Annotated in this window: 27 protein-coding genes; 10 read left to right on the forward strand and 17 right to left on the reverse strand. The window is 47.2% G+C overall.

All coding sequences use genetic code 11. The features are described from left to right. Window positions 1-6 precede the first annotated feature (6 nt). The 13 genes from rfbH to J2X05_RS15260 form a co-directional block, all read right to left on the reverse strand. Window positions 7-1,320 carry a lipopolysaccharide biosynthesis protein RfbH gene (rfbH, locus tag J2X05_RS15200; RefSeq protein ID WP_310073925.1) on the reverse strand — a complete coding sequence of 438 codons (1,314 nt, stop codon included), beginning with the start codon at window positions 1,318-1,320 and terminating at the stop codon, window positions 7-9. Window positions 1,321-1,355: 35 nt separating this feature from the next. Continuing rightward, window positions 1,356-2,435 carry a CDP-glucose 4,6-dehydratase gene (rfbG, locus tag J2X05_RS15205; protein ID WP_310073927.1) on the reverse strand — a complete coding sequence of 360 codons (1,080 nt, stop codon included), beginning with the start codon at window positions 2,433-2,435 and terminating at the stop codon, window positions 1,356-1,358. A 2-nt stretch (window positions 2,436-2,437) separates the two neighbouring features. Next, window positions 2,438-3,211, reverse strand: a complete 774-nt coding sequence (gene rfbF / locus J2X05_RS15210) for a glucose-1-phosphate cytidylyltransferase (RefSeq protein ID WP_310073929.1) — start codon at window positions 3,209-3,211, stop codon at window positions 2,438-2,440. A gap of 24 nt (window positions 3,212-3,235) precedes the next feature. After that, entirely contained in the window at window positions 3,236-4,222 is a 987-nt protein-coding gene (locus J2X05_RS15215; RefSeq protein ID WP_310073931.1) for an FAD-binding oxidoreductase, read from the reverse strand. Window positions 4,223-4,274: 52 nt separating this feature from the next. Then, the gene (locus J2X05_RS15220) at window positions 4,275-5,204 is read right to left on the reverse strand and encodes a glycosyltransferase family 2 protein (RefSeq protein WP_310073933.1); all 930 of its coding nucleotides are present in this window, start codon (window positions 5,202-5,204) and stop codon (window positions 4,275-4,277) included. After that, a complete protein-coding gene (locus J2X05_RS15225; RefSeq protein WP_310073935.1) occupies window positions 5,191-5,571 on the reverse strand; it encodes a GtrA family protein in 381 nt (126 codons plus the stop codon). The genes J2X05_RS15220 and J2X05_RS15225 overlap by 14 nt, the downstream gene beginning before the upstream one ends. A gap of 49 nt (window positions 5,572-5,620) precedes the next feature. Beyond that, on the reverse strand, window positions 5,621-7,456 hold the full coding sequence (locus J2X05_RS15230) for a glycosyltransferase family protein (protein WP_310073937.1): 1,836 nt from the start codon (window positions 7,454-7,456) through the stop codon (window positions 5,621-5,623). A gap of 166 nt (window positions 7,457-7,622) precedes the next feature. Further along, on the reverse strand, window positions 7,623-8,015 hold the full coding sequence (locus J2X05_RS15235; RefSeq protein WP_310073939.1) for a DUF2304 domain-containing protein: 393 nt from the start codon (window positions 8,013-8,015) through the stop codon (window positions 7,623-7,625). Beyond that, window positions 8,012-8,734, reverse strand: coding sequence for a glycosyltransferase family 2 protein (locus J2X05_RS15240; protein ID WP_310073942.1), 723 nt, complete (start codon window positions 8,732-8,734; stop codon window positions 8,012-8,014). Before J2X05_RS15240 ends, J2X05_RS15235 begins: the two co-directional genes overlap by 4 nt. Window positions 8,735-8,759: 25 nt before the next feature. After that, window positions 8,760-10,697: an NPCBM/NEW2 domain-containing protein gene (locus J2X05_RS15245; RefSeq protein WP_310073944.1), complete on the reverse strand. Its 1,938-nt coding sequence runs from the start codon at window positions 10,695-10,697 to the stop codon at window positions 8,760-8,762. A gap of 39 nt (window positions 10,698-10,736) precedes the next feature. After that, window positions 10,737-11,699, reverse strand: coding sequence for a glycosyltransferase family 2 protein (locus tag J2X05_RS15250; RefSeq protein WP_310073946.1), 963 nt, complete (start codon window positions 11,697-11,699; stop codon window positions 10,737-10,739). 1 nt (window position 11,700) lies between these two features. Then, window positions 11,701-12,096, reverse strand: coding sequence for a GtrA family protein (locus tag J2X05_RS15255; RefSeq protein WP_310073948.1), 396 nt, complete (start codon window positions 12,094-12,096; stop codon window positions 11,701-11,703). A gap of 222 nt (window positions 12,097-12,318) precedes the next feature. Then, complete coding sequence (locus tag J2X05_RS15260; protein WP_310073950.1) at window positions 12,319-12,546, reverse strand: 4-diphosphocytidyl-2C-methyl-D-erythritol kinase; 228 nt, start codon at window positions 12,544-12,546, stop codon at window positions 12,319-12,321. Window positions 12,547-12,828: 282 nt separating this feature from the next. On the opposite strand from J2X05_RS15260, the gene J2X05_RS15265 reads away from it, so the two are divergent. The 4 genes from J2X05_RS15265 (at window position 12,829) to J2X05_RS15280 (ending at window position 15,484) form a co-directional block, all read left to right on the forward strand. After that, a complete protein-coding gene (locus tag J2X05_RS15265; RefSeq protein ID WP_310073952.1) occupies window positions 12,829-13,350 on the forward strand; it encodes a MerR family DNA-binding protein in 522 nt (173 codons plus the stop codon). A 75-nt stretch (window positions 13,351-13,425) separates the two neighbouring features. Next, window positions 13,426-13,995, forward strand: a complete 570-nt coding sequence (gene dcd, locus J2X05_RS15270) for a dCTP deaminase (protein ID WP_310073955.1) — start codon at window positions 13,426-13,428, stop codon at window positions 13,993-13,995. Between the two features lie 57 nt (window positions 13,996-14,052). Further along, window positions 14,053-15,279: a BaiN/RdsA family NAD(P)/FAD-dependent oxidoreductase gene (locus J2X05_RS15275; protein ID WP_310073957.1), complete on the forward strand. Its 1,227-nt coding sequence runs from the start codon at window positions 14,053-14,055 to the stop codon at window positions 15,277-15,279. A 19-nt stretch (window positions 15,280-15,298) separates the two neighbouring features. Continuing rightward, the gene (locus tag J2X05_RS15280) at window positions 15,299-15,484 is read left to right on the forward strand and encodes a hypothetical protein (protein ID WP_310073959.1); all 186 of its coding nucleotides are present in this window, start codon (window positions 15,299-15,301) and stop codon (window positions 15,482-15,484) included. A 90-nt stretch (window positions 15,485-15,574) separates the two neighbouring features. Here J2X05_RS15280 and J2X05_RS15285 read toward each other — a convergent pair whose 3' ends face one another. The 4 genes from J2X05_RS15285 to purM form a co-directional block, all read right to left on the reverse strand. Next, window positions 15,575-16,060 (reverse strand): FKBP-type peptidyl-prolyl cis-trans isomerase, encoded by a 486-nt coding sequence (locus J2X05_RS15285; RefSeq protein WP_310073961.1) that lies wholly within the window; start codon window positions 16,058-16,060, stop codon window positions 15,575-15,577. A gap of 82 nt (window positions 16,061-16,142) precedes the next feature. After that, window positions 16,143-16,856: a DUF3108 domain-containing protein gene (locus J2X05_RS15290; RefSeq protein WP_310073964.1), complete on the reverse strand. Its 714-nt coding sequence runs from the start codon at window positions 16,854-16,856 to the stop codon at window positions 16,143-16,145. Between the two features lie 11 nt (window positions 16,857-16,867). Then, entirely contained in the window at window positions 16,868-17,539 is a 672-nt protein-coding gene (gene purN / locus J2X05_RS15295; protein WP_310073966.1) for a phosphoribosylglycinamide formyltransferase, read from the reverse strand. A 5-nt stretch (window positions 17,540-17,544) separates the two neighbouring features. Then, window positions 17,545-18,600 carry a phosphoribosylformylglycinamidine cyclo-ligase gene (purM, locus tag J2X05_RS15300; RefSeq protein ID WP_310073968.1) on the reverse strand — a complete coding sequence of 352 codons (1,056 nt, stop codon included), beginning with the start codon at window positions 18,598-18,600 and terminating at the stop codon, window positions 17,545-17,547. A 250-nt stretch (window positions 18,601-18,850) separates the two neighbouring features. On the opposite strand from purM, the gene J2X05_RS15305 reads away from it, so the two are divergent. The 6 genes from J2X05_RS15305 to J2X05_RS15330 all read left to right on the forward strand — a co-directional run bounded on the left by J2X05_RS15305 (window position 18,851) and on the right by J2X05_RS15330 (window position 26,415). Next, a complete protein-coding gene (locus J2X05_RS15305) occupies window positions 18,851-20,251 on the forward strand; it encodes a DUF2066 domain-containing protein (RefSeq protein ID WP_310073970.1) in 1,401 nt (466 codons plus the stop codon). A 2-nt stretch (window positions 20,252-20,253) separates the two neighbouring features. Further along, complete coding sequence (hda, locus tag J2X05_RS15310; RefSeq protein ID WP_310073971.1) at window positions 20,254-20,967, forward strand: DnaA regulatory inactivator Hda; 714 nt, start codon at window positions 20,254-20,256, stop codon at window positions 20,965-20,967. Between the two features lie 184 nt (window positions 20,968-21,151). Then, a complete protein-coding gene (locus J2X05_RS15315) occupies window positions 21,152-22,987 on the forward strand; it encodes a glycoside hydrolase family 9 protein (RefSeq protein ID WP_310073972.1) in 1,836 nt (611 codons plus the stop codon). A 232-nt stretch (window positions 22,988-23,219) separates the two neighbouring features. Continuing rightward, window positions 23,220-24,140 carry a hydroxypyruvate isomerase family protein gene (locus tag J2X05_RS15320; protein WP_310073973.1) on the forward strand — a complete coding sequence of 307 codons (921 nt, stop codon included), beginning with the start codon at window positions 23,220-23,222 and terminating at the stop codon, window positions 24,138-24,140. A 38-nt stretch (window positions 24,141-24,178) separates the two neighbouring features. Beyond that, on the forward strand, window positions 24,179-25,870 hold the full coding sequence (locus J2X05_RS15325; protein ID WP_310073975.1) for a GMC oxidoreductase: 1,692 nt from the start codon (window positions 24,179-24,181) through the stop codon (window positions 25,868-25,870). Continuing rightward, window positions 25,867-26,415, forward strand: a complete 549-nt coding sequence (locus J2X05_RS15330; protein WP_310073977.1) for a gluconate 2-dehydrogenase subunit 3 family protein — start codon at window positions 25,867-25,869, stop codon at window positions 26,413-26,415. Before J2X05_RS15325 ends, J2X05_RS15330 begins: the two co-directional genes overlap by 4 nt.

Raw genomic sequence — 26,415 nt, forward strand, 5'->3', positions numbered from 1 at the left:
GAGCAGTTAAAAATTCAAACCAAAAAATTCTTCCATTTTTTCGGCGACATAATCGAAATGTTCTGTACCCAACGCAGGATAAATACCTAGCCAAAGCGTGTTATTCATGGTGTTGTCAGTAACCGTTAAATCACCGACCACACGATGCTCAACCCCTTCAAAATACGGTTGGCGGGTTAAATTACCCGCAAATAACAAACGTGTACCGATTTTGTTTTGATCTAAAAATTTTACAAAATCAACACGATTAACGCCTGCACTTTCTTTCAGTGTTATAGGGAAACCAAACCAGGAGGGTTCGCTATTGGGCGTTGGTTGGGCAATATCGATAAAATCAGCAAGGTTGCTCAATCGCGCTTTTAATAAGTCGTAGTTGCGTTTGCGTGCATCAATAAACTCCTGCGCGCGTTCCAACTGCGCTAAACCGCAAGCAGCTTGCATATCGGTGATTTTTAAGTTGTATCCGACGTGTGCATAAACGTATTTGTGGTCATAACCCACGGGCAGGCTGCCAAACTGTTGACCAAAACGATTGCCGCACGTGTTGTCGCAACCCGGTGCGCAATAGCAATCGCGTCCCCAATCGCGGAAAGATTCGGCGATCATTTTCAATTGTGGGTTGTTGGTAAATACGGCGCCGCCTTCACCCATAGTGATATGGTGTGCGGGATAAAAACTCAGGGTGGCAATATCACCAAAGGTGCCGACCAGTTTTCCATCGTATTTTGCACCCAGTGCATCGCAACAATCTTCTACCAACCACAGGTTATATTTTTCGCAAATTGCTTTTACTTTGGTGAGGTTAAACGGATTTCCCAGCGTGTGGGCTAGCATAATCGCTTTGGTTTTTGGCGTAATAGCCGCTTCAATTAAATCAGCATTAATATTATGTGTGGCCGCGTCTACATCGACAAATACAGGGATAGCACCAAATTGAATAATGGGGTTTACGGTAGTGGGGAAACCGGCCGCAACGCCGATCACTTCATCGCCTTTTTTAATTGCGCGTGCGCCAAGCTTGGGAGAGGTTAGGGTACTGAAGGCAACCAGATTGGCGGATGAGCCTGAGTTAACCGAGAGTAAATATTTAACACCTAAAAATTCAGCCAGTTTTTTTTCAAATTCTGTATTGAATCTGCCAGTGGTTAACCAGCAGTCGAGTGAAGCCTCAACCATCAATTGCATTTCACGTGCACCCACGACTTTACCCGAGGGGGGAATAGCACTTTCACCGGGTACAAACGCTTTCGGGGCAGTAGTTTGTTCTGCAAATTGTTGAACCAACTTAGCGATTTCTTGACGTAGAATTTCAGGAGTCATTGTGTTGCCTTTTCAATATTTAAACCGATAAAAAATTAATCGGCACGCATAGCGGCCATGTATTGTTTGATCTCGTTAATGCTATAGGCACGCATATCTTGATTAGCAAGCCATGCGCGCTGCCAGGCAATAATTTTGTCTAGTGTTTGGTGCAGGCGCCAGCTAGGTGACCAATGCAAATGGGTGCGAGCTTTGGAAATATCAAGCTTGAGATATTTTGCTTCATGAGGGTGGTCGCCCGCATCCAATTGCCAGCTGGCACCATTGCCCCAGCTGCTTACCATTTGGTCGAGAATCCACTCAACCGGTTCAACGTCTTCATCGCGTGGGCCAAAATTCCAACCCTCTGCATGTTGCTGCCCGTGTTGATAGAGCGCCTGTGCCAACACCAGATACCCACTCAGAGGTTCCAGCACATGTTGCCAAGGGCGTGTTGCCTGTGGATTGCGAATCACCACTGGCTCTTCTTTTTCAAATGCGCGTAGGATATCGGGAATCAAGCGATCTGTAGCCCAATCTCCACCGCCAATAACGTTGCCTGCACGCGCTGAGCCCAATGCAGGGCTGTCGGGTTTGTTAAAAAAAGAATTGCGATAAGCAGAGGTAACTAATTCAGCGCAGCCTTTACTGTTGCTGTAGGGGTCGTGTCCCCCCATAGGCTCGTGTTCGCGATAACCCCATTCCCACTCGCGATTTTCATAACACTTATCCGTAGTGACATTCACAATTGCGCGCAATGATGGACACAGGCGTGCGGCTTCCAGTACGTGCAAGGTACCCATCACATTGGTGGAATAAGTGGCCAGTGGTTCGCTATAAGACAAACGTACCAGTGCTTGCGCCGCCATGTGAACAACAATATCTGGATTAAATTCTGTCATGCTCTTGGTAAGACGATCGAGGTCACGGATATCACCTATCTCCGATACAATCACCTGATCGACTTTTGCAACATCAAAGAGCGCAGGTGTGGTCGGTGGCGAGAGAGAATAACCCTTAACTACCGCGCCCATGTGCGCAAGCCATAAGCTGAGCCAACTACCTTTAAAGCCCGTATGGCCTGTTAAAAATACGCGCTTACCTTGCCAAAAGGCTGCATCAACCTGAGCTTTCACATTTACTCCCAATTTTTCCAGGGCGCTTTACCACTTGCCCACAATTCTTCAAGGTAAGTTTTATCCCGCAGTGTATCCATTGGCTGCCAAAAACCTTCGTGTTTATAAGCCATCAATTCACCGTCTTCAGCCAATTTCATCAACGGATGTTGCTCCCATATGGTCTGGTCGTTCTCGATCAGACCAACCACTTTGGGCGACAATACAAAAAAACCGCCATTGATCATAGCTCCGTCGCCTTTGGGCTTTTCTTTGAAGCTTTTTACACAATTATTTTCTATATCCAGTGCGCCGAAGCGACCTGGCGGAAAAGTCGCGGAAAGGGTGGCGAGTTTGCCATGGGTTAAATGGAAATCAATGGTTTTGGATATATTGATGTCGCTAACACCATCTCCGTAGGTAAAACAAAATGCAGATTCATCTTTGATGTGATCATAGACTCTTTTTAAACGACCACCGGTCATGGAGTTATCACCCGTATCGATCAAGGTGATTTTCCAAGGTTCGGCGCGCTGATGATGAACGTGCATTTTGTTTTCGCTCATATCAAACGTAATGTCTGACATATGCAGAAAATAATTCGCGAAATATTCTTTAATGACATAGCCCTTGTAGCCACAGCAAATAATAAAATCATTTATGCCGTGGGCCGAGTACATTTTCATAATATGCCAGAGGATAGGTTTGCCACCTATTTCCACCATAGGTTTTGGGCGGGTGACTGTCTCTTCACTTAAACGGGTGCCTAAGCCACCAGCGAGAATAACGGCTTTCATTAATCCTCTCTCCTTAATTTGTGCTTATGAACTGACGAAAGCGTCAGAATAAAAATTGTTTGGGTTCAGCCCTTGAGTGACGAGCAGCTTTTTAGCGGTGTGAATCATGGTATCGGAGCCACAGGCATACACAACGGAATCATGCAGATCTATAACATCAGCAATGACTGCATCTTGTACATAGCCATGTCTCCCGTCCCAATCGTTTGATGCCCGGCTAAGTGTCGGGCGAAACGCAATATTTAGGTTGGCAAAATCGGGCTGCCAATACAGATCTGCCAGAATTCTGCCGCCCCAGTAAATATAAATATTTTTTTTCTGCACCAATTCAGCGTTATTGGAGAATTCTTCCAAAATGCTTTTTATGGGAGCTATACCTGTTCCAGTAGCTAAAAAAACAATATTTTTTTCTGGTTTCGGGTGAAAACAGAATGTGCCATGGGGGCCCTCCAAGCGCAATAAATCATTGGTTTTAGCTTCATTAAACCAATATTGACTCATTTGCCCGTGGGTTACGGCACGTACATGCAATTCCAGTTTGCTGTCGGCGCGCAAAGCGTTGGCAATAGAGTAACTACGACGCACGCCACTCTTGGCAATCACATCGATATATTGGCCGGGCAAATAATTGAATTGGTTGGTTGGTGGAAGACGCAGAAATATTTGCATTACATCGGGTGCGAGCAAATTGAGCTGATCAATTTTGCAGGGCAGCGTTTGGATTTTTATACTGGCTAGTAGCCCCAAGTCCTCTATATCCAATTCGATATCATTCACTGCGGTTCTACAGCAGGTTAAAATAAAACCTGCATTCATCTCATTTTCGTCCAGGCTTTCCTCGGCTTTTAAAATCTGCGTTTCGCCGTTAATTACCTTCGCCTTGCACGCACCGCAGCGGCCATTGCGACAGCTGTGTTCAAGTACTAACCCTTGGGCTTTTGCTGCGTCGAGCAAACTGGTCTCGGCAGTTGCTGCAAACTGCTTGTGGTTAGAGAGAGTTACTACCGCCATCGTCGGAATCCGCTTTATCTCTGGGGTTATGGGTTTGTCAGTTGGTATTGGGTTAAAAATTAATTCGCTCTTTTTCGATCACTAATGGTCTTCTTTTGCTGTAGATATGAATAGAGCCGAGGTATTCACCCAAAATACCCACAAAAAATAATTGAACCGAAGCAAAAAAGAAAATACCAATTACCACAGGTGCCATACCGAGACTAAATGAATTCCAAAAAATCAGTTTCAATAAGAAATAAATGGCGGCAATAAAAATACTGATAAAGGAGAGTAAAAATCCTGCCATGGTCGCAATTCGCAATGGCACTTGTGAATGAGAAATTATTCCCAGCATGCCAATATCGTATAAGGTGAAAAAATTGTTTTTGGTAATACCGCGAACACGAACGGGTTGGTCGTAAGGGATTTGATGAATACGCAGGCCTATCTCGGCAATCAATCCACGGAAGTAAGGGTAGGGGTCATTTATACTACGCAGGTGATCGATCACTTCTTTATCGTACAGACCAAATCCGGTGAAGTTATCGATGAGGTCAATATTGGATAGCCGGTTTACTGTTTTGTAATAGAGTTTGCGAATGGTAAACATCACTGATGATTCTTCGCTTGATCGTTTGGTGCCGACAACGGTTTGGAAACCTTCTTCCCATTTTTTTATAAACTCGGGTATCAAGCTTGCAGGGTCTTGTAAATCGGCCACAAACAAAATCACTGCATCTCCATGGGCTTGCAGAAGACCGTGATAGGGAGAGCGAATATGACCAAAATTTCTGCTGTTGGCGATGACTTTGACATGTTTATCGGTACTGGCGATATCTCGCAAAATATCCAGTGTTTTATCTGTCGAGGCATTGTCGATAAAAATATGTTCGTAGGTGTAATTATCATAGTGTGAAAACACGCTTTGAATAAGCTTCACGCACTCCTGCACATTGTCTTCTTCATTGTAACAGGGGGTAACCACACTAATGAGTTTCATGCTGTTTTCCTTTAAACACAAAAAATTTATTAAGCAAAAACGAAAGGACTGTTGTGGGAACCAATGCTAATGCACCAGAAAGATAAGCACTGAGTCCGTACTTGATCATCAATTTGATCAATAACAGGTTTAGGCAAAAGGTTATTGCATAAACAGCAAAAAATTTGCCAATCAGATGTTTATCTCTTGATTGAAACACCAACCTGCCAATCGTGTGAAAGTTAAACAGCACTCCCAGGATGGTGGCGAACAACAAGGCGTAGGTATAGCTCAGGCCTAAGTAGATGAGCAGGGCATATATGGAATAGCCAAATAAGGTATTCACCAACCCCACGACTAAAAACCTGACAAATTGTACTGCTAACACGCTGACTGCTCCTAGCGTAATAGAAAGGCACCCTTCAAGGATGCCTATATTAACTGTTAAGGTAAATTCCCCAAATAAATATCAGCGCTGAGAGTGAAAATAAAGCCGACATCGTCAACCCTATATTGGCTAAGCGGGTGGCTCCCTGTTGTTGAAAGCGCAAAATACTGACGCCATAGAGTGCGCAAAAGGTGAGGATGATTGGCACTATGTATCTAAAGTCGATATTTGCTGGAAATGTCATGCGCATATAGGTGACGCCAGCCCAGAGGAAAAATCCGGATAGTAGCACTGGCGCCATCCGCTTGAAGTCTTCTCTGGTCATACGATAGAGGCCAAACAACAGATAAAGAAACATCAAAACCGCCAGAAAACTGCATATAACAGCTGTATTCACATTTAACAGCGCGGGATATTTAAACTCGCCAAATAATCCGGTTTTACCCAGATAGTTCCAGAAAAATTGACGCCCCATGCGATCATCGTAGGGGTCAGTGAAAGGTTCAGTAATAAAAATTTTCGCATCAAACCAGAAATAATTTGCTGCGGTATTGCCCACCAGGTTGGCTTGCGAGAGGCCATCGATGTTATCGATGTACAACTTGTCGCGCTTTCCCTGCATTTTCAAAATTAACCCTGGACCAACGGTGATTGCAACAGCGAGTAACATGATGAAACAGGGTGCAATCGCCATTTTAAAATAAGTCGCCCACTGTTTAGTGGATACCATCTTATAAAGGCCAATAACACCGAGTACAGCCACTAAAATTTCACCGTTGGCTTTGGTCAAAATAGCTGCTGCACCTACGAGGCTTGCGATCATTAAGTCGCGTTTTTGATCGTGTCTGTACCAGCGGATGATGTAGTAGAGACTTGCAGTGAAAAGGAAATAAAGCAGCGGATCATTGCCGATCCGCACCGAATGGATAATCGCCACCGGCCAAAATGCAAAAAGTGCCCCAATTACCCAAAGCACACTCTCATCTTTAAATGACTTGCACAAGCGCTTGAATAAGCCAGGCTGAGATTCCGTAGATTCCGTAGATTCCGTAGATTCCGTAGATTCCGTAGATTCCGTAGATTCCGTAGATTCCGTAGATTCCGTAGATCTCTGAGGGCCTAATATGATTTCCGGTGTTGGGTATTCCGGTTGTGCAGGTGATTTGCGATATAAGTTCAGCAGCTCCTGCAAAATCATCAAACCAAACAATACAAATCCCATCGAGTAAATCAGTACTAATACCTGCTGTATGCGAAATAGAATAACTTTATTGCTGGGTTCCACCAGTTGGGTTGCTTTATAAACAATAGCGCCTGTGTAGTAGTACAGAGGTGGATGAAAAAATGCACCGCCAACTGCATAGTCAACGGGTGGAGGCATCCAGTTTTGGGATAGGTATTCAGTGTAGCCAATATGATCACCCAAATCGTGTTCGCGGATATCAGCGGTGGTAACCGAAAAATAAACCAGGCGAATTAATAAAGCACCAATAAAAAGTACTTTAACCGGGGTAGATAAGCGGCAAGCGTTGGTGATTTTGAGTGCTAGCAAAAGTGCCACTGTGGTAAACAATAAATAGACAATACGTTTGATATGCCCATTACTTTCGGCACTGATAACTATACCCATCAGACCGCCTTGATCCATATAAAGGATTTCAATTTGGTTGTCGCCCTGATGTAAATAGTCTTTAAGTTCGTAGGTAAACCCTTTGCTGTAATCTTTGCGTTCGTGCGCTGGGATCATACTTAGATCAATCGGGTGTTGATTGATTGTTAATGTATAAATCTCATCGTCAGGAATAAAGCGTAATAAAGTGCTGGTGTATTTGCCCATTGTGAGTGTGCCGCTTAGACGGTATACCCCACTTTCATTGGACTGCATAAAGCCTGGGGTTGCTATAGTCTGTATATTTCCTGAGGGGGTCGTCAGGATAAAATTTGAGAAGACGGGTTGTATGCTTTGTAGAAGAAAAATCAATAGGCCAACAGCTAAAATCAAGATGTAAAGCGTCTTTGATTTTAGAGTTCGTACTAGCAGCGATTTCATTTTATTCTTTATCCTTAATCAATGACTTTAATTTTTTAAGTTCTGCCTTGAGTATGCCGACTTCCTGAATTAAGTTTTTGTTACCTTCCGCTAGCTTTGAAATAACGATTGAAAACTGGATCAATATAAAAAAGACTGAAATCACCAGCATCAATAGCAACGCGGCGGGGGCATACAATATACCAACCGCGCTGGCAACTATTTCCAGCATAGGTTTAAAAATGGATAAGACGATAAAAACAAACCCAAAACCCAGCCACAGTAGTGAGTATTCTTCCTTAAGTTTTCTACGTTTGACCAAGCGCAAAATAAATAGAAATAACATCAGGCTGCCAATAATGGAAAAAACCTGAATACGATTGTCAAGCAGAAGTTTCAATGTATCCTCAATCATAACGAGATCCTGCGAATTTTTTGTCGTTGTGATGTCATCAGCATGGCCAATATTACTTTGATCATATAGTGTGCTGATTTCAGGCCGGAAATGGATGATTCGCCGCCTTGGCGTTCGACCATTTCAACAGAGACCTCGCGGATACGGAAATCGTTTTTGCCTAATAAGATGACCGTTTCGGGCTCGGGATAATCAGTTGGATAATTATTTGCAAGAAATGCAATGGCCTGCTTGTTGTAAGCACGAAAACCGGAAGTGCTATCGGTAATTCTTTTTTTGATCAGTAGTATGTTCATTATTTCAAAAATACGAATGCCAATACGGCGCATGAAAGTGGATTGAAAACCCAAGGTCTTTTCAATAAAGCGCGAGCCTATACAGACATCATAATCGTTGTGTTGGAGTGGCGATAAAATTTTCGGTATTTCGCTGGCGAGGTGCTGCCCATCGCCATCAAATTGAATGGCGTAGTCATAGTTTTGGTAGAGCGCGTATTTGAAACCGGTCTGCACTGCACCACCAATTCCAAGATTGGAAGGTAATTCGATAACGGTTGCTAGCCCGTTGGCCTCAGCCTCACGCTGGGTGTTATCTTTTGAACCGTCATTGATTACCAGGCACTCATAACCAGAGTTAGTATCCTGCAAGGATTGAACAACCTTGCGAATATTTTTTTCTTCATTGTAGGCTGGGATGATTATTAGGATTCGCTCTCGCATAAGCGTGCACCTGTATCGATTTGGGTCAGTGAATTGTTGGTGTTTTTTCTTCAGGGGCCGCTGTTGGGGCAATAGATATAACTGTGTTGACCCAGTTGGCATGATCCCATTTGTCATCTTTCATTGGAGCCACTTTCAGTGTTAATTTTTGAACACCACGCACGTCGAGATTAATAGTGGGAATGTCGCGCTCATAACCTAAAACAGGTGCAGATTCCCATAGTAACTTATCATCGCCCCACACGGAAAATTGCACATCAGCTGTACCTACTTCATCATCCAAAGCGGCTATAAAACTAAACTCGACGGCATCTGGTGGCAACTGGTATTGGATCTCAGAACTCGCGTGTGTGCCTATTCCTTGCGCGTAGCGGCGATTAGCTATCGACAAATAGTTGCCATCGTAACTGCGGTTTAATGCCATAGTGCCGTGATCTTGCTTGGCGTAGACAAGGGGGAGAGTTGTCAGAAAAGTTTGTTTGTCGGTGAGTGCGAGCGAGTGAATTTGGTAGCGGTCAAAAAAATAGCCTGCCATTCCTGACGTAGCCACAATAAAACACCACACGGATATTGCGGGAATTTTGGTCGCAAATTTCAGTAAGTTTGTTAGCCAACTAATGATTCGCCCGGCGCTAGCCAAATCAATAATGGCTAAAACCAGCAACACCATAGTACCCCAAGCAAGCCCATGCCAGATATCTGAACCGTTGATTTCTAAAATGATCAACATGTTCAGGCTGCATAATAGGCTGATTACTATGGGGTAAATCAATTTTTGTTGAGCTATAGCGCTGAAAGTGATCGCCATAATGACGGCTGGAAACAAGTAACGCTCATGCATGGCAGGCAGTAACGCGAAAAAAGCCAATGCACAAATGGTGGCAGAAAAGAGTGCTTGTGATAGGAGTTGGCGCGCGTTGATCATGGTTTCATTTTTGATGAGAAAGTGAATGCCGTGGAAGAAAATGCCCAGTGCGGTCAAGGAAAATAACAGCATCCCAAAATACTTGGCAGTAAATACTTTGGCCAAGGCTGAATCAGCTGCGACACCAAATAAAATGATGTTATCTGGGGCAACATTACCTGTTAGCAAAATCCAAATATTAGCGGCATTGAATGTGGTCATTGGATATTGACCTAGAGTATCTATGTACGCTTGGTTAACCGATTGTAAAAAATGCCCAGCAAGTATCGATGGCATAAATACCAGTGCACCAACGGCGATAGCAATAAGAACGCCTATCAGGTTTTTACCGATGTTGCGGAAAAATAGAAATGCAAATACCGGCGCGAAAGCAATCATTTGGAACTTTGTTAACAGCGCCAACACAAAAACAGGAATAGAAAGGTAGGTGTATTGTCGGTAGGTGGCCAGTAAAAACGCACCGAATACCATCGTGGCCGGTATTAAATCGACTTGCCCCCAAATAGGGCCATTTACTAATATGGCTGGGTTGATTGCCGTTAGTAGCAAAATAATATGAGTGAATTGGTATGTGGCATTGAATCTGCGTAATTGGCTCTGAATTAAAATGATCAATAACCCATGGAAAACCACGACAGGTAGCTGGGTAAGAAACTTTAATAAATCATTATGCTCAAGCGGTATGCCTGTGGAGTTGTAAATCTGCCCAACGAGATATAGCCAGTGGATATAGAATGGAGGGTAGTTACCATTAAAACCATCGTAACCGGTGGTTGATAATTGCCGCACCCAATCTTGCCAATAACCTAAATCCTGGCTGTAGCCCTTGAGAAAGAGCAATGTGAAATTGGCGACTATGGCCAAAATTAAATAGCTCTGTAATAAACGGGAATTAGTACGGCGACTATCGCATAACTCCAACGGCACCATATCGACAAAGGTTATCGCACTTTGCGTGAGTGCATGCTCCTGATCGCTGGCGCTAGTTGTTGTAGATCCCCTTGGTTCATCGTCAGCAGTAGTGGTCGTGTCGTTCATTTTTATATACATACCTGTTTTTTCTAAATGGGCGTTTGCTTATTGATCCTTTCGTCCAACAATGTCGCTAATATGAAATTTAGGCCTTCTTTTTACTTCCTCATAAATTTTTGATAAGTACTCGCCAATAATTCCAAGGCAAATTAATTGCACACTGCCGATGAATAGCAATGGCAAGAGTACTGATGCCCAGCCGGGTGCGGCATTGTCAGTAAATAGCCGCACTACCAGAACCCAGGCAATCAAGCTAAAAGAGGCAAAACCTGAAAGCAGACCTAGCACGGTGATCATACGCAGTGGTGCAGTGGAAAATGCAGTAATACCTTTCCATGCAAACGACAGCATTTTTTTCAGCGGATATTTGCTTTCACCCGCTTCACGCGCCTGACGCTCATACTCAACTACTGATGAGGGATAACCCACTTCGCGCACTATGCCGCGCAAAAACAAATTGGACTCATCGTATTCTTTTAGTGATTCCAATGCGCGGCGCGAGAGTAGACGGAAATCGGCGTGGTTAAACACCAGATCAACGCCCATTTTTTTCATCAAATGATAATAGCCCTCGGCGGTAAAGCGTTTGAAGAAAGTATCTGTGTGGCGTGCTGAGCGCACGCCGTAAACTACATCGTTACCTTTTAGATATTCATCCACCATGGCTTCAATATTTTGTGGGTCATCTTGCAGGTCAGCATCGATACTGACCGTAATATCTTCAGTGGTAGTGCACAGGCCCGCATAGAGCGCATTTTGGTGGCCTTTATTACGTGAGAGCTTTATCGCAACTAGCGCAGAATTTTTTGCCGCTTCTTCGGCGAGAATTTTCCAGGTTTTATCTTTGCTGCCATCGTCAACCAAATAAATTTTGGATTCCTGGTTAATTTTACCTTTGGCGATCATTGAGTCGCGTAGGTTCAACATGGTCGCCAGTGTCTTGGGCAACATCTCTTCTTCGTTGTAACAGGGAATAACAACCGCAAGCGATGGAATGGACGTTGTCATTTTAATGATTCCTGTAGATCCAGAATTTATGCACCGCAAAATTCAACACCACGGTGATTCCCGTAGCCAGAAATTGCGCAGCCAAATAATGCTCGACCCAAGGCAGGGCGAGATAGTTATTGAACAACCATAAAAACGCTGCAAACAACAAGGTATTGGTTGATAAGCCAATAGCAACCGCCAGCGCATACTTGGGAAATGTCTGCGCGTGACTGCTAGAGCTCTTGAACGTGTAGTGGTAGTTCGCCCAGTAGTTAAAGAATGACGAGAGCACATATCCCGCAGCAGAAGCAACAACCTCTGGCAATAAACGGCTTTCGACAAACAAGATCAGCAATAAAAACTGGATCAGGGTGGATATGCCACCAATACCTACAAACAGGACGAAGCGTTTCATTGTTATTCTATTGAGTTGTTATTGTAATGAGTTGTGATGAATTGTTAGTCGGTGCGCGTCGTAAAAACGCAGCACATTAGCATACTTTTAACGCGAAAGTGGTAGGAATTATCAAAGCAGGATGCAGCTTAAAGGGGGAGTGTGACACTAGTATAAAATTTATTGCAGGAACGCAAAAAATGATGGCAGGCAGCCGGGTTTTTTATTGTGGCGATGTGCGCATTAAGCCCAACGCAATGCTGCACCAGCGCGTTCTATATACATGTACTCCACTTTATTGGTCAGCGGGTGACAGGCATGGCGCAAATGATGGTGATCGAGGGTGGACCCCATATATTCCCAGCAGTGCCCTTCATGGATACAGAGGGGGTCGCCGCCATTTAAGCGGTAGCTGGACAACTCATCCCACATTCTTTGCCATTCAGGATGGTTGATATCGAGATATTCCATAAATCGTCCTTTAAGGTAAAACCCGTCGTTGGACCCGGATAAATCTTGTTCAGTTATTCTGGTTTATTAAATTATTTTGTCAAGAAGCATTGCTAAGGCAATGATTTATATAAAAATAATTAAACCAGAAGTGTGTATTAGTTCACCCATTATATAGAAGGTTGATATAAAAGTGGCGTTTAAATTTGTATTTTTGTGTCAAAAAGTAGCAAAAAAAGTGTAACGGGTTACGTGTGGTTATAGCTGAAGTGGCAAGATTTCATTGACATTACAGTTGGGGAAATGTTTAAAGTGATTGGAATAGATAAAAACTTGCGCGGAGGCAATGAAATGAATATCAGCCAAGCGGCCCAAGCTTGCGGCCTACCCAATAAAACTATCCGTTATTACGAGGAGATAGGCTTGGTGGTGCCCATGCGACAAGAGGGAAATGATTACCGGATTTACACATTGAGAGATGTGGAGCAATTGCGCTTTTTGCAGCGCGCGCGCGCGGTGGGATTTAGTCTGGATGAATGCCGCGAACTATTGGCGCTTTACGCGAACCCACGGCGTCGTTGCAGCCAGGTAAAAGTACAAGTGGATGAGAAAATAATCCAGATCGATCAGCAGTTGATTGCGCTCCACGCCATGCGCGATACCTTGGTTGATATGGCAAATGAATGCGCGGGTGATGACACCAGTGATTGTGCAATTATCAATCAGCTGGCGGTGGATGAATCACCGCAGTTAAAACGGCCTTCTTCTATGGCATTTACCTTGGTGGATGTGCCAGCCAATAGGTTATCCGGTGATATTTCCTAACCGGTAGGCCGGTGTTTTTCTACCCTGAAAAAGGCTATGATGCGCGCCGTTTAACTATTTAGCAGTGGAGCAACTATGAGCATCAAATCCGATAAATGGATGCGCCGAATGGCTGAAGAGCACGGCATGATCGAACCTTTTGAGCCCGGTCAGGTTCGTTATGATGCTGCCGGTCAGCGCATAGTGTCTTACGGTACATCCAGCTACGGTTACGATGTTCGCTGCGCGGATGAATTTAAAATTTTTACTAATGTTCACTCCACCGTTGTCGATCCTAAAAACTTTGATGAAAAAAGTTTTGTCGATATCAAAAGCGATGTCTGCATTATTCCGCCCAACTCTTTTGCACTTGCCCGTACAGTTGAATACTTCCGTATCCCGCGCAGTATTTTGACTGTATGTTTGGGGAAATCCACTTACGCGCGCTGCGGGATTATCGTTAACGTAACGCCGCTGGAGCCGGAGTGGGAGGGGCATGTGACACTGGAGTTCTCCAACACTACACCACTGCCTGCAAAAATTTATGCCAATGAAGGTGTTGCGCAAATGTTGTTTTTTGAATCCGATGAGATTTGCGAAACATCGTACAAAGATCGCGGTGGAAAATATCAAGGGCAGCGCGGCGTGACTTTGCCGCGCACCTAATGCCGTACACGTAATTTTCTGCTGGTGCCGCGCACCAGCTCTGCAGTGTCCATAGTTATGGCTCTCCCTTCCCAAACACAGGTATTAATTGTTGGTGCCGGTGCGGCTGGTTTAATGTGTGCTGCTATGGCGGGTGCACGTGGCCGCGCGGTGGTCGTTATCGACCATGCCAATAAAGTCGGCAAAAAAATTCTGATGTCCGGTGGCGGCCGCTGCAACTTCACCAATATGGAAGTGCTGCCGAAAAACTATCTCTCGGACAATGCCCACTTTTGCAAATCAGCGCTCGCGCGTTACACCCAGTGGGATTTCATCGCGCTGGTGCAAAAACATCACATTCCCTATCACGAAAAAAAGCTCGGGCAATTATTTTGCGATAATAAAGCGCAAGATATTTTGTCGATGCTGCTTGATGAGTGCGCACAAGCGGGTGCTGATATCTACACGCTTTGCGATATTGAGCAGGTTGCGTCATTGCCCGAAAGCGATTTGCCGATGCGCTATAAAGTCAAAACCTCGCAGGGTACGATTTATTGCGAATCTCTGGTGGTGGCGACGGGTGGTCTTTCGATTCCCACTATGGGGGCGACGGGTGCGGGTTATGAATTGGCGGAACAATTTGGTTTGCCGTTAAAGCCGCGCACTGCAGGTTTGGTTCCTTTTACGCTTTCACCTGCGCAGCTCGCAGTATTTTCGCCCTGCGTTGGTAATGCGCTCGATGTCAGTGTGAGTTGCGAAACCGCAAGCGGGCAGGTGAGTTTTTCGGAAGCTATGCTCTTTACCCATCGCGGGTTTAGTGGTCCCGCCATGTTGCAGATATCGTCCTATTGGCAGCCGGGTAAAGAGTTGGAAATAAATTTGTTACCTCATTTGCATTTATTTGATTTTTTAACTGAACAGCAAAAAGTGCGCCCCAAGGTTTTGCTTACGACTATGGTGGGTGAGTTGCTCACCAAAAATATTGCTCAGTGCTTATGTGATTACTGGGGTGCGCAGTGGAATGGCAATCGCCCGATCAATCAATATACGCATGCGGAGTTGCAGCTCATTGCAGCACAATTCCACGAATGGAAAATCATGCCTGCCGGAACGGAAGGTTATCGCACGGCTGAGGTTACCTTGGGCGGAGTGGATACCCATCATCTTTCCTCCAAAACCATGGAGGCAAAAACGCAGCCGGGGTTATTTTTTATCGGTGAAGTTGTTGATGTGACAGGCCATTTGGGCGGTTTTAATTTTCAGTGGGCTTGGGCGTCTGGTGCGGCGGCGGCTGCGTATGTTTAATAAGCGAGTGCGCTAGGTTATGGGTGATGTAATCAAATTTAAAAAGCCAAGCCCTTTTGACAAACACAAAGGCAAAACCTTATGCCGCAGCGGTTTTCATAAGTGGGAAGTGGTAAAGGAAAAACAGTTTGATGTAAAACAGGGCAAGCTGGTGACTATCTATAAATGCAGTCGCTGCGGTGAGCAAAAAGTGGAATTAAAATAATTCGTAACAAAAGTGTTGTTGCTATAGCTATAAAAAAGGCTCCCTCTGAAGTGAAACACAGGGGGAGCCTTTTTTATTTCATCACTAGGCTTAGTGGTGGTGATGGCCACCGGCACCGTGAGCGTGACCGTGATTCAATTCTTCTTCGGTCGCTGCGCGTACTTCGGTAATTTCCACATCAAAGGTCAGGTCAACACCGGCCAACGGGTGGTTGCCGTCGATAGTGACTTGGTCGCCTTCTACTTTGGTGACAGTAACAACCTGCAAACCTTGTTCAGTTTCAGCGTGGAATTCCATACCGACTTCGATGTTATCGATACCGGAGAACATGTTTGATGGCAATTCTTGCACCAGGCTGTCATCGCGCAAGCCGTAAGCTTCTGCAGCATTTACAGATACATTTAGTTTGTCGCCGACTACTTTGCCTACCAACGCATCTTCCAGGCCGGGAATAATATTGCCAGCACCGTGAAGGTATGACAGTGGCTCGTGGCCCTCGGAAGAATCGAGCACTTTGCCAGTGCCATCAGTCAGTGTGTAGTGAAAGCTGGCAACGCAATTTTCAGAGATGTTCATAAAGAGCCTTTTGATTTGAGTGAATAGGTTTAGTTGAATAGAATTAAATAAATCAAATTAATACAGTCTAACTGTTACGAGATTAAAATTTTTCGATGGCCTTGCCATCCAGGGTCGCCTTATGAATATAAATTGTATAGGCTTCTCCTTTTTCTTCTTGCTGTAATCGTACCAGCAGATAATTCCAATCTTTTGCAAGCCAGGCGTAAGTCACACGCTCGTCATTTTCGCGACTGCGTTTTACTTTAATGGTGTTCACTTTCCCTAAAGGCGTGTCCAACATTTCTTCACCAACGGTCATGAATTTATATTCTTTCAGGCGGCCGCCATCGGCAATTTGGTAAGTAAAGTTTTTCTGGCCATTGAGTAAATCCTGCTGCATTTGGATTTGGTAACTCAATTTGTCTTGCACTTTTTGTGCGATATCCATTTGCCAACTTGTTTTCTGCACGTTGTTAGTGACGCTTTTGTTTTTCCAATCAAACGATAATTCGGCCGTGCGGTCTTTGCTTAAGCCGCGCCTCGCATAACTATAGTGGAGCGGGCTGACGGTTTGCTGCGCCGGGTTCCATTGCATCTTGCTCTGTTCAGTTATGCTGCCGATAAATGACTCGGCTTTGAATAATAGATCGTATTGGTTTTCTGCGGTTTTGGTTAAGCGGTTATTGACGGTGATATTAAATCCGTAGAGTTTGGCTTTGTACTGATTGTCAAATGTCTTGGGGGCATTTGCTGCGCTTGCTAAAGATGTAAACAAGGCAAGGATAAAAAAGACGCTGACGCGAAGGCTTAACATGGACGTTCCTTTTAGGGCTCATTGGCCTCAATTTGATAACCGCAAGCAGGCAAAAGTTCACCTTTTAATTCAGCTTTGCCGTCCTGCATTTTCAAATCGCCTTGCGCGAACCATTTTACTGCCAATGGATAAATCACATGTTCCTGGCGTTGCACACGTTTGGCAAGCAGGCTGGCATCATCGCTAGCCAATACAGGCACCAACGCTTGCACAATTGCCGGGCCGCCATCCAATTCTGCAGTGACAAAATGTACGGTAACACCGTGGTGGCTTTCACCGGCATCAATAGCGCGCTGATGTGTGTGTAGCCCCTGAAACTTGGGTAGCAGCGAGGGGTGAATGTTGATCATTCTGCCCAGATAATGCTGGGTAAATTCGGCTGTTAGGATGCGCATGAACCCAGCGAGTACGACTAAGCCAGGGTTGTAAGCATCAATGGTGCGCATCAATTCCTGATCAAAAGCCTCGCGGCTGGCAAAACCTTTATGATCCAGTACTGCTGTTGGTATGCCCGCGTTGGTCGCGCGGGTCAACCCCAAAACGTCAGGGCGATTGCTGATTACGGCGGCTATTTCGATGGGGAGGTCGCCATTGGCGACACCATCGATCAAGGCTTGCAGGTTGCTACCGCTACCGGAGATAAGGACAACAACCCGCAAGGTTTTTACTTCAGTAGATGACATGCGTATCAGAGGCCTTGCAGTTCAACTTGGTGTTCGTCGCCAGTGGCTTTGGCAATTGAACCAATCACAAAGGCGTTTTCACCCGCAGCGCGCAGAATGTTCAGTGCGTTATCTTTCTCACTCGCCGGAACCGCAATCACCATGCCTACACCGCAGTTAAAGGTGCGGTACATTTCGCGGATATCCACATTGCCGCCGCGTTGCAACCATTGGAATACGGGCGGAAATGCCCAGCTTTTGGTGTCGATGACTGCTTTGCAATCGTCCGGCAATACGCGTGGGATATTTTCGGTCAGGCCGCCGCCGGTGATGTGTGCCATGGCGTTGACTTGCGATTCTTTGATCAGCTTTAGCACCGATTTAACGTAGATACGAGTTGGCTCCATCAGCGCATTGGCTAGTGGTTTGCCGCCGCAATCCTGATTCAGGTCGGCCTTGGTGACATCGATAATTTTGCGGATCAACGAATAGCCATTGGAGTGAGGGCCGCTGGAGGTGAGGGCGATCAAAGCGTCGCCTGCCTGCACTTTGCTGCCATCGATAATTTCGGATTTCTCAACGACACCAACACAGAAACCGGCGAGGTCGTAGTCTTCGCCTTCGTACATGCCGGGCATTTCTGCGGTTTCGCCGCCAACCAATGAACAGCCGGACAATTCGCAGCCATCGCCGATGCCGGATACTACGGCGGCAGCGACATCCACATTGAGTTTTCCAGTGGCGTAGTAATCGAGGAAGAACAGCGGCTCAGCGCCGGTGACCACCAAATCGTTAACGCACATTGCCACCAGATCGATACCTATGGTGTCGTGCTTTTGCAGATTCATTGCCAGACGCAGTTTGGTTCCTACACCGTCGGTGCCAGATACCAATACCGGTTGGCGATAGCCTTCGGGGATTTCACAAAGTGCTGCAAAACCGCCCAAACCGGCCATTACCTCGGGGCGACGGGTGCGTTTGGCGACGCTTTTGATACGCTCGACCAGCGCATCGCCAGCTTCAATATCAACGCCTGCATCTTTGTAGCTAAGGGATGTGGTAGGGGTTTGGTTTTGGCTCATAGGAAAGGGCTCACAGCTCTGGCAGTTGGACTGGTTCAAAAAAAGGCCGCCATTCTAACAGCTTATGGCGGCGCTTGCAGGCCAAAGCACTGCGGCTGAGCAAGTTATTCTAATCTCACTGGGCCGGTGGCTATTGGAATCAGACATTTTTGGTGAATGCTTCCTCAATTGGGTCTGCCGCATGCTTGTTTAAGCCTGTTACAATGCAGCCTCCCTGCTTGTTGCTGACTGCATTTAGAGGTAATTCCTGTTGCGTTTCCTGCATCTACGTCTGCTGGTTTCTTCCTTGATTGTTGCGCTTGCAAGCGCAGCATCCGCTGGACAAAAAGTCGATATTTATCGCGCCGATACGCTGGTCAAAACCCAGTCTGAGAACGAGCGAAATGCTGCCGCCCGTGCGACTTTCGGTGAAGTTGTTGTGCGTGTATCCGGCCAGCGCAGCGCACTGGATCACCCCGCCATAAAAGCCGCCCAACCCGGTGCACAGAATTACCTGTTCGGCTTCACTTATAAATCTTCATCGGAAAAAATCACTGTCGATGGCAAAACATTCCCGGCCGTAGGATTGCAGTTGAACTACGAACCCCAGGCGATTGAAAAGCTGTTGCGCGATTCGCAGTTGCCGCTCTGGCCCGCAACCCGCCCGAAAGTATTGGTCTGGTTGGTCGTGAAAGATCCAACCGGTCTGCGCTTGGTGCCCGAAGTAACTGATCTGCAGGCGATGCAATTGCAAGCGCAGTATCGCGGTTTACCGCTCAGTTTTCCCAAGCTGGATTTAGAAGATAGCCTCTCGATTACGGCCGATGATCTCTGGGCGCTCGATATCGAAAAAATCAAGACTGCCTCACTGCGCTATAAAGCGGATGCGATTTTGATTGGCCGCTACACCCCCTATAGTCTGGGGCCAATTCCCCCAGCGGTGCTGGTTGATCCCTTGGCGGATGAAATGCCAACTGATACAGCTGCTGTCAGCAGTCTGGCATCCTCCTCGGCAGCAAGCTCAGTGGCGCTGAATGGTTTGGTCGATGCGGCTCCTACTTCTATAATCCAAGGCCCATGGCTTGGCGATTGGCAGTTGCTCCACGCCAGCAACGATCAATCATTTGTTGATGAGACGCCGGAAGTAAAAGGCCTGTTTGTCTCGGCGATTGACCATGCCGCCGATTATTTCGCCAACCAATACGCCATCATGCCCACCAATCAGGGGCCGCAAACCATTGTGTTGCGCATTGGTAATATCACCAGTTTTGGCGAGTTCAAACAGGCGCAAGCCTACTTGGATGAACTGGCGATGGTTCAGCGTATGGAGGTCATGAAGGTCAACGCGGAAGGTCTATTGGTGCGCCTGACAACCGAAGGCGATGTGAAGTTATTGATGAGTACGCTGGCGCTCGGACGCCGGTTGGCGCCGCTGCAATCGGACACTTTGGTGGATACACCTGCAGGCGCGGTAGTAGCTGACCAAACTCCCGGTGGTGTCAATGATCCGCGTGAAGTCAACGATCCGAACTTTGATGCTGAGGTGATGGCGGAGTTGGATCAGGCACTGGCTAATGAGCAGATTCCCGGTGTCACCCCTGCACCACAGGTACAAGCGCCTGTTTATGGCGGCACCGCTGAGAACCCTTTGATATACGTTTGGCAGAAGTAGTTATGGTTAACTTGCCCCAGCAATTGTCACTCAGCGTTAATCTGAACGACGATGCAACCTTCGAAAATTTTTATGCGCCTGCCCACACCCATAATGCGATGGTGGTCAGGGGGTTGCGCGACCAGTTGGATGGCAGTGGCGAGTCGTTTATTTATTTATGGGGCGCGCCCGGTTGCGGGTTGACGCATCTACTGCAGGCCGCTTGTCACCAGGCGCAGGAGATGGGTTTATCCGTTCAGTATCTGCCGCTGCGTGATCTGGTGGGCTACGCGCCCGACGACCTGTTTACCGGTTTGGAAATGGTGGATCTGGTGTGCCTGGATTGCTTGCCAACGATTGCTGGCCGGGCCGATTGGGAACTGGCGATTTTCCATCTCTACAACCGCCTGCGCGATGCGGGAAAATGCTTGTTGGTTGCCGCCGAGCACAACCCGCGTGAACTCGCATTGAGCCTGGAAGATTTGCGCTCACGTTTGCAGTGGGGGCTGACCTATCAAGTCCACAGCTTGACCGACGAAGACAAACAGCAAGCTTTGCAAATGCGTGCCCGCGCCCGCGGTTTGGAGTTGGGCGATGATGTGGCGCAATACATTATCCAGCGCCTGCCGCGCGATACCAATGAGCTCTTTTGGCAATTGGCCCGGCTCGATCATGCCTCGCTCGCCGAGCAACGTAAACTTACCATTCCTTTTGTAAAGAAAGTTTTAGCGATTTGATCTCCCTCCGCTTCACCTCCAGACTCTCTTCAACCTAATCTCCACTTTAGGTTTTCGCGAAAAACGGTGCGCAGACTAGCTGCTAATCAACTAATCTCGCCAAGTGTTCTAGCTCAACAACATAACGACAAACACATAACAACAACAGGCTCATCCGGGCCTGACTACGCAATGGAGAATCACAATGGCTGTATTTATCCCGACTCGTTTGGCGTCGGCGCTGGCGCTTGTCGGCCTGACCGGTGTCATGTTTGGTTGCGGTAGTGGTGGTGGAGGCAGTGGCGGTAATAGTGCGGCTAGTTCCAAGGCTGCATCATCTGCTGCTGCGGTAGCCATTAGCAGCGCCGCCGCCAGTTCTACCGCCGCAGTAGCGGGCAATATCAAGCTCAATCAATTGGGTTTTCTACCCGAGTCTGCCAAATGGGCGGTTGTTCCAGCGGGCAGCGCGGCTACTTTTAAAGTGATCAATACTGCGACCAACGCAGCAGTATTGAGCGGCAACCTGAGCGCTGCAACTACCTGGAGTGCATCGGAAGAAAGCGTCAGGCTAGCCGATTTTTCCAGCGTAAAAACGCCGGGTGATTACCTTGTGCGTGTTGATGGTGTGAATGACTCATATCCTTTTACTATCGCCAATGATGTCTACAGCGCATTAACGGCGGCGAGCATCAAAGCCTTTTATTACAACCGTAATAGCGCTGAATTACTCGCAACTCATGCTGGCATTTTTGCGCGTCCGCTCGGCCACCCGGATACCCAGGTGCTAGTACATCCGTCAGCCGCCAGTGCAGCTCGCCCTACTGGCACCATTATCTCCAGCCCCAAGGGTTGGTATGATGCCGGTGATTACAACAAATATATCGTCAACTCGGGCATTGCGACCTATTCGCTGCTTGCGGCTTACGAACATTTTCCAGAAATGTTTAACAACCAGAATTTAAATATTCCCGAAAGTGGTGATGCACTTCCCGATCTGCTCAATGAAACCTTATGGAATCTGGAGTGGATGTTGAGCATGCAGGACCCCAACGATGGTGGCGTCTACCACAAGCTCACCAACAAAAATTTTGATGGCACTGTAATGCCGCATCAGGCGACGAGCGAGCGTTATGTGGTGCAAAAAACGACGGCAGCCGCGTTGGATTTTGCTGCGGTAATGGCAACCGCAAGCCGTGTCGTTGCGCAATATGAAGCCCAATTGCCGGGTATGTCGGCAAAAATGCTGGCTGCTGCAGAATCGGCTTGGGGCTGGGCGGTTGCCAATCCGGCAGTCACCTACAAACAACCCGATGATGTCAAAACCGGTGAATACGGCGATGGCAATCTGGCTGACGAATTTGCCTGGGCTGCAGCGGAGTTGTATATCACCAGCAAAAAAGACGCTTATTACACTGCGATGAAACCCGCCGAAACTTTTGCCACAGTTCCCTCCTGGGGCGATGTACGCAGTTTGGGTTGGATTTCATTGGCGCATCATCGCGATAATTTAACCGCAGTTGCCGATAAACAATTAATTGCCAACCGTATCGATGGCCTCGCTGCCAATTTGCAAACGGTGTGGTCTGCATCGGCGTATCGCGTCACTATGCAGAAAAATGATTTTGTCTGGGGCAGCAATTCAGTCGCACTGGGGCAGGCAATGATGTTGGTGCAAGGCTATCGTTTGAATGGCAAGCGTGAATATCTGGATGCCGCACAGGCGATGCTTGATTATGTGCTCGGCCGCAATGCGACGGATATGTCGTTCGTGACTGGTTATGGCGATAAAGCAACACTGCACCCGCATCATCGCCCATCAGAAGCCGATGGCATTGCGGAGCCAATTCCCGGTTTTATCGCCGGTGGCCCGCAGCCTGGGCAGCAGGATAAGTCTGGTTGCAATGTGCCTTATCCATCCAATATCGCGGCCAAATCCTATCTGGATAATTGGTGCAGTTATGCCAGTAATGAAATTGCGATTAACTGGAATGCGCCCTTGGTTTACGTTTCGGCCGCTATTCAGGCGTTAACGCCTAAATGATGTTGTAACCTCGTTTTAGTTTGTTATGAGCCAGCCATTGAGCTGGCTTTTTTATTTACCAAATGAATGGGCAGTTTTTGCTCGGCTTTATTGCGCTTTTGCAGGTTATTGTCATAAAGAGTAAAGATCCGTATCGGTGCATAGATAAGGTGTTTTTGGCGGGCTAATCTTTATTATCGGCGCTGGAGAGAGCCGGTATAAATGCCATCTAACAAAAATAGAGCTACCCATCATGACCCATCCCATTAATCGCCGTGCGCTTATGCGCGGCGCTGTTGCCAGCGCATTGGGGCTTTCCAGCCTTTCCGCACTCGGGGCAGAACTCGCGTCATCAACCGCAGTACCTTCATCAACCGCAGGGGGTTCACCTGCTGCTTCACTCAAAGGCAATATCCACCATTCAGTTGCGCGCTGGACATTTAATTTCTTATCGGTGGAAGAATTGTGTCTGGTCGTGAAACGTTTGGGCTTTTCGGCAATTGATTTAGTGGGGCCCGGTGAGTGGCATATCCTCAAGCAGCATGGAGTCGATTCTTCCATGTGTAATGGCGCTGAATTAAATCTGGAAGATGGTTGGGGTGATGCAAAATTTCATCAGCCGCTGATTGAAAATTATCGCAAGCATATCGATTTGGTCAGCGATGCAGGCTATAAAAACCTGATTTGTTTTAGTGGCAATGCACGCGGCAGAGATCCGGAAGACGGATTAAAGCAGGCCACAAAAGGATTGAAAAAAATTCTGGCCCAAGCAGAAAAACGCGGTGTGGTTTTGCAAATGGAATTATTCAATAGCAAGGTCGATCACCCGGATTATTTTGCCGATAACTCCGCGTGGGGAATTGAACTGTGCAAACGTTTGGATTCGCCCAATTTTAAATTGTTGTACGACATCTATCACATGCAAATCAGCGAAGGCGACATCATTCGCACCATTCAAAATAATCACCAGTATTTTGGCCATTACCACACGGCCGGTGTTCCGGGGCGCAATGAGATCGATGATTCGCAGGAGCTGTATTACCCCGCGATTGTTCGCGCTATTCACGCAACGGGTTTCAAGGGATATGTCGCGCAGGAGTTTATGCCCAAGCGCGCAACGGACAACGAAAAAATTGAATCGTTAAAAGCGGCGATCCGCATCTGCGATATTTAATTTTCTATAAAAAAGTCGGTTTATCCAGAGGTATATCTATGTCCACTACACAACACTTTGATGCCATTGTGGTTGGCTCCGGCATTAGCGGCGGCTGGGCGGCGAAAGAGCTCACCGAAAAAGGGCTGAAAGTATTGCTACTCGAACGCGGGCGCAATATTGAGCACATCAAAGATTACGTCAATGCCCACAAAGAACCGTGGGATTATCCGCATCGCGGCCGCCCGACACAGGAAATGCAGCGCAATCACCCGGTGTTGAAACGCGACTTTGTACTCAATGAAGAAACCCAAGGTATGTGGGCGAATGAGCAGGAAAGCCCTTATGTTGAAAAGAAACCCTTTGATTGGTTTAGGGGGTATCACGTGGGTGGTCGTTCGCTCTTGTGGGGGCGTCAAAGTTATCGGTTTAGTGCGCAGGATTTTGAAGCCAATCTGCGTGAAGGTATTGCCGTTGATTGGCCGATTCGCTATTCAGACATGGCGCCCTGGTACGATTACGTTGAACGGTTCGCGGGAATTTCCGGCAGCCTTGAAGGTTTGGATCATCTGCCTGATGGCCAGTTTTTACCACCGATTGAACTCAACATCGTTGAAAAAGACGTGGCGGCCAGAATCAAAAAAGCCTATGGCGGCAAACGTTTGATGATCAACAGCCGCACGGCCAACATCACCCAACCCAAACCGGAGCAGGGCAGAGTCAACTGCCAATACCGCAATAAATGTTGGTTGGGTTGCCCCTTCGGTGCCTATTTCAGCACCCAATCATCGACGCTGCCGGCGGCCATGAAAACGGGCAATCTCACCCTGCGCCCCTTTTCTATCGTCAGTCAGGTGTTGTATGACAAAGACAAAAAACGCGCGCGCGGTGTAGAGGTGATTGATGCAGAAACCAACCAGACGTATGAATTCACTGCCAACGTAATTTTCCTCAACGCTTCCAGCTTTAACTCCACCTGGATTTTGATGAATTCCGCCACCGATATTTGGCCGGATGGTTTGGGCAGTAGCAGCGGTGAGTTGGGGCACAATGTGATGGATCACCACTTCCGCGTCGGTGCTGGTGGAATTGTTGAAGGCTACGAGGACAAGTATTACTACGGCCGTCGCCCGGCGGGTTTTTATATTCCCCGCTTCCGCAATCTGGGCGACGAAAAGCGCAGTTACGTGCGTGGATTTGGCTATCAAGGCGCTGCCAGCCGCCAGGACTGGAATCGCGATGTGGCGGAAATGGGGGTGGGTGCAGATTTCAAAAATGCCCTGGCCGAACCGGGTGCATGGACTATCGGTATGACAGCCTTTGGCGAAATGCTGCCGCACCACGACAACCGGATTTATCTCGATCGCAAGGTTACCGACAAATGGGGCCTGCCCGTATTGGCGATGGATGTGGAGATCCGCGCAAACGAATTGGCGATGCGCAAAGATATGCAGCAGGATGCCATTGAGATCCTTGAGGCTGCCGGCGTTAAAAATGTCGGTGGTGCCGATTGGGGTTATTCACCGGGTATGGGCATTCACGAAATGGGAACCGCGCGTATGGGGCGCGACCCTAAAACTTCCGTGCTCAATGGTTTTAACCAGGTGTGGGATGCACCCAATGTCTTTGTCACCGATGGTGCCGCCATGACATCTGCCTCCTGCGTAAATCCATCGCTGACCTATATGGCAATGACTGCACGCGCTGTGGACCATGCGGTAAAAGAACTGAAAAAGGGGAATCTGTCATGAATCGCCGCGAATTATTAAAACTGATTGCTGCTGCTACCGGTACTGCCATGATTGGTGGTTCCGCGCTGTTAAGTGGTTGTGCCACTCAAGCACCAACCCGTTTTTCTGCACAAAATATTGCGCTTCTGGATGAAATTGCAGAAACCATTCTGCCGCGCACCGACACGCCGGGCGCCAAAGATGCGCAAGTCGGCCAGTTTATGAGTGTGTTTGTGACGGATTGCTACACGCTGGAGGAACAGGCAATTTTTCATAAAGGCCTGATGACGCTCGAAGACAATTGCAAAAAAACTTACCGCCGCAGCTTTATGGATCTGCAACAAAATGAGCGGGAAGATTTTGTTAATCAACTCGATCGTGCTGCAAAAGCGGATATTGCCGCAGGCGGTATCCATTACTTCACGATGATCAAACAACTGACCCTGTTTGGTTTCTTCACCTCGGAGGTGGGGGGCACGCAAGTATTGCGTCACGCACCGATACCCGGCCGTTTCGACGGCAACCTGGCCTACAAAGTGGGCGATAGAGGTTGGGCAACTAAATAG

This window comes from Cellvibrio fibrivorans (assembly GCF_031457055.1).
GTDB classification, from domain to species: Bacteria; Pseudomonadota; Gammaproteobacteria; order Pseudomonadales; family Cellvibrionaceae; genus Cellvibrio; species Cellvibrio fibrivorans.

What these genes read in the sequence shown, in the direction of transcription:
- rfbH (WP_310073925.1), bottom strand. Translation starts at nt 1,320, where the DNA reads ATGACTCCTGAAATTCTACGTCAAGAAATCGCTAAGTTGGTTCAACAA.
- rfbF (WP_310073929.1), bottom strand. Translation starts at nt 3,211, where the DNA reads ATGAAAGCCGTTATTCTCGCTGGTGGCTTAGGCACCCGTTTAAGTGAA.
- J2X05_RS15215 (WP_310073931.1), bottom strand. Translation starts at nt 4,222, where the DNA reads ATGGCGGTAGTAACTCTCTCTAACCACAAGCAGTTTGCAGCAACTGCC.
- J2X05_RS15220 (WP_310073933.1), bottom strand. Translation starts at nt 5,204, where the DNA reads ATGAAACTCATTAGTGTGGTTACCCCCTGTTACAATGAAGAAGACAAT.
- J2X05_RS15230 (WP_310073937.1), bottom strand. Translation starts at nt 7,456, where the DNA reads ATGCAGTCCAATGAAAGTGGGGTATACCGTCTAAGCGGCACACTCACA.
- J2X05_RS15235 (WP_310073939.1), bottom strand. Translation starts at nt 8,015, where the DNA reads ATGATTGAGGATACATTGAAACTTCTGCTTGACAATCGTATTCAGGTT.
- J2X05_RS15240 (WP_310073942.1), bottom strand. Translation starts at nt 8,734, where the DNA reads ATGCGAGAGCGAATCCTAATAATCATCCCAGCCTACAATGAAGAAAAA.
- J2X05_RS15245 (WP_310073944.1), bottom strand. Translation starts at nt 10,697, where the DNA reads ATGAACGACACGACCACTACTGCTGACGATGAACCAAGGGGATCTACA.
- J2X05_RS15250 (WP_310073946.1), bottom strand. Translation starts at nt 11,699, where the DNA reads ATGACAACGTCCATTCCATCGCTTGCGGTTGTTATTCCCTGTTACAAC.
- J2X05_RS15255 (WP_310073948.1), bottom strand. Translation starts at nt 12,096, where the DNA reads ATGAAACGCTTCGTCCTGTTTGTAGGTATTGGTGGCATATCCACCCTG.
- J2X05_RS15260 (WP_310073950.1), bottom strand. Translation starts at nt 12,546, where the DNA reads ATGGAATATCTCGATATCAACCATCCTGAATGGCAAAGAATGTGGGAT.
- J2X05_RS15265 (WP_310073952.1), top strand. Translation starts at nt 12,829, where the DNA reads ATGTTTAAAGTGATTGGAATAGATAAAAACTTGCGCGGAGGCAATGAA.
- dcd (WP_310073955.1), top strand. Translation starts at nt 13,426, where the DNA reads ATGAGCATCAAATCCGATAAATGGATGCGCCGAATGGCTGAAGAGCAC.
- J2X05_RS15275 (WP_310073957.1), top strand. Translation starts at nt 14,053, where the DNA reads ATGGCTCTCCCTTCCCAAACACAGGTATTAATTGTTGGTGCCGGTGCG.
- J2X05_RS15280 (WP_310073959.1), top strand. Translation starts at nt 15,299, where the DNA reads ATGGGTGATGTAATCAAATTTAAAAAGCCAAGCCCTTTTGACAAACAC.
- J2X05_RS15285 (WP_310073961.1), bottom strand. Translation starts at nt 16,060, where the DNA reads ATGAACATCTCTGAAAATTGCGTTGCCAGCTTTCACTACACACTGACT.
- J2X05_RS15290 (WP_310073964.1), bottom strand. Translation starts at nt 16,856, where the DNA reads ATGTTAAGCCTTCGCGTCAGCGTCTTTTTTATCCTTGCCTTGTTTACA.
- purN (WP_310073966.1), bottom strand. Translation starts at nt 17,539, where the DNA reads ATGTCATCTACTGAAGTAAAAACCTTGCGGGTTGTTGTCCTTATCTCC.
- purM (WP_310073968.1), bottom strand. Translation starts at nt 18,600, where the DNA reads ATGAGCCAAAACCAAACCCCTACCACATCCCTTAGCTACAAAGATGCA.
- hda (WP_310073971.1), top strand. Translation starts at nt 20,254, where the DNA reads ATGGTTAACTTGCCCCAGCAATTGTCACTCAGCGTTAATCTGAACGAC.
- J2X05_RS15315 (WP_310073972.1), top strand. Translation starts at nt 21,152, where the DNA reads ATGGCTGTATTTATCCCGACTCGTTTGGCGTCGGCGCTGGCGCTTGTC.
- J2X05_RS15320 (WP_310073973.1), top strand. Translation starts at nt 23,220, where the DNA reads ATGACCCATCCCATTAATCGCCGTGCGCTTATGCGCGGCGCTGTTGCC.
- J2X05_RS15325 (WP_310073975.1), top strand. Translation starts at nt 24,179, where the DNA reads ATGTCCACTACACAACACTTTGATGCCATTGTGGTTGGCTCCGGCATT.
- J2X05_RS15330 (WP_310073977.1), top strand. Translation starts at nt 25,867, where the DNA reads ATGAATCGCCGCGAATTATTAAAACTGATTGCTGCTGCTACCGGTACT.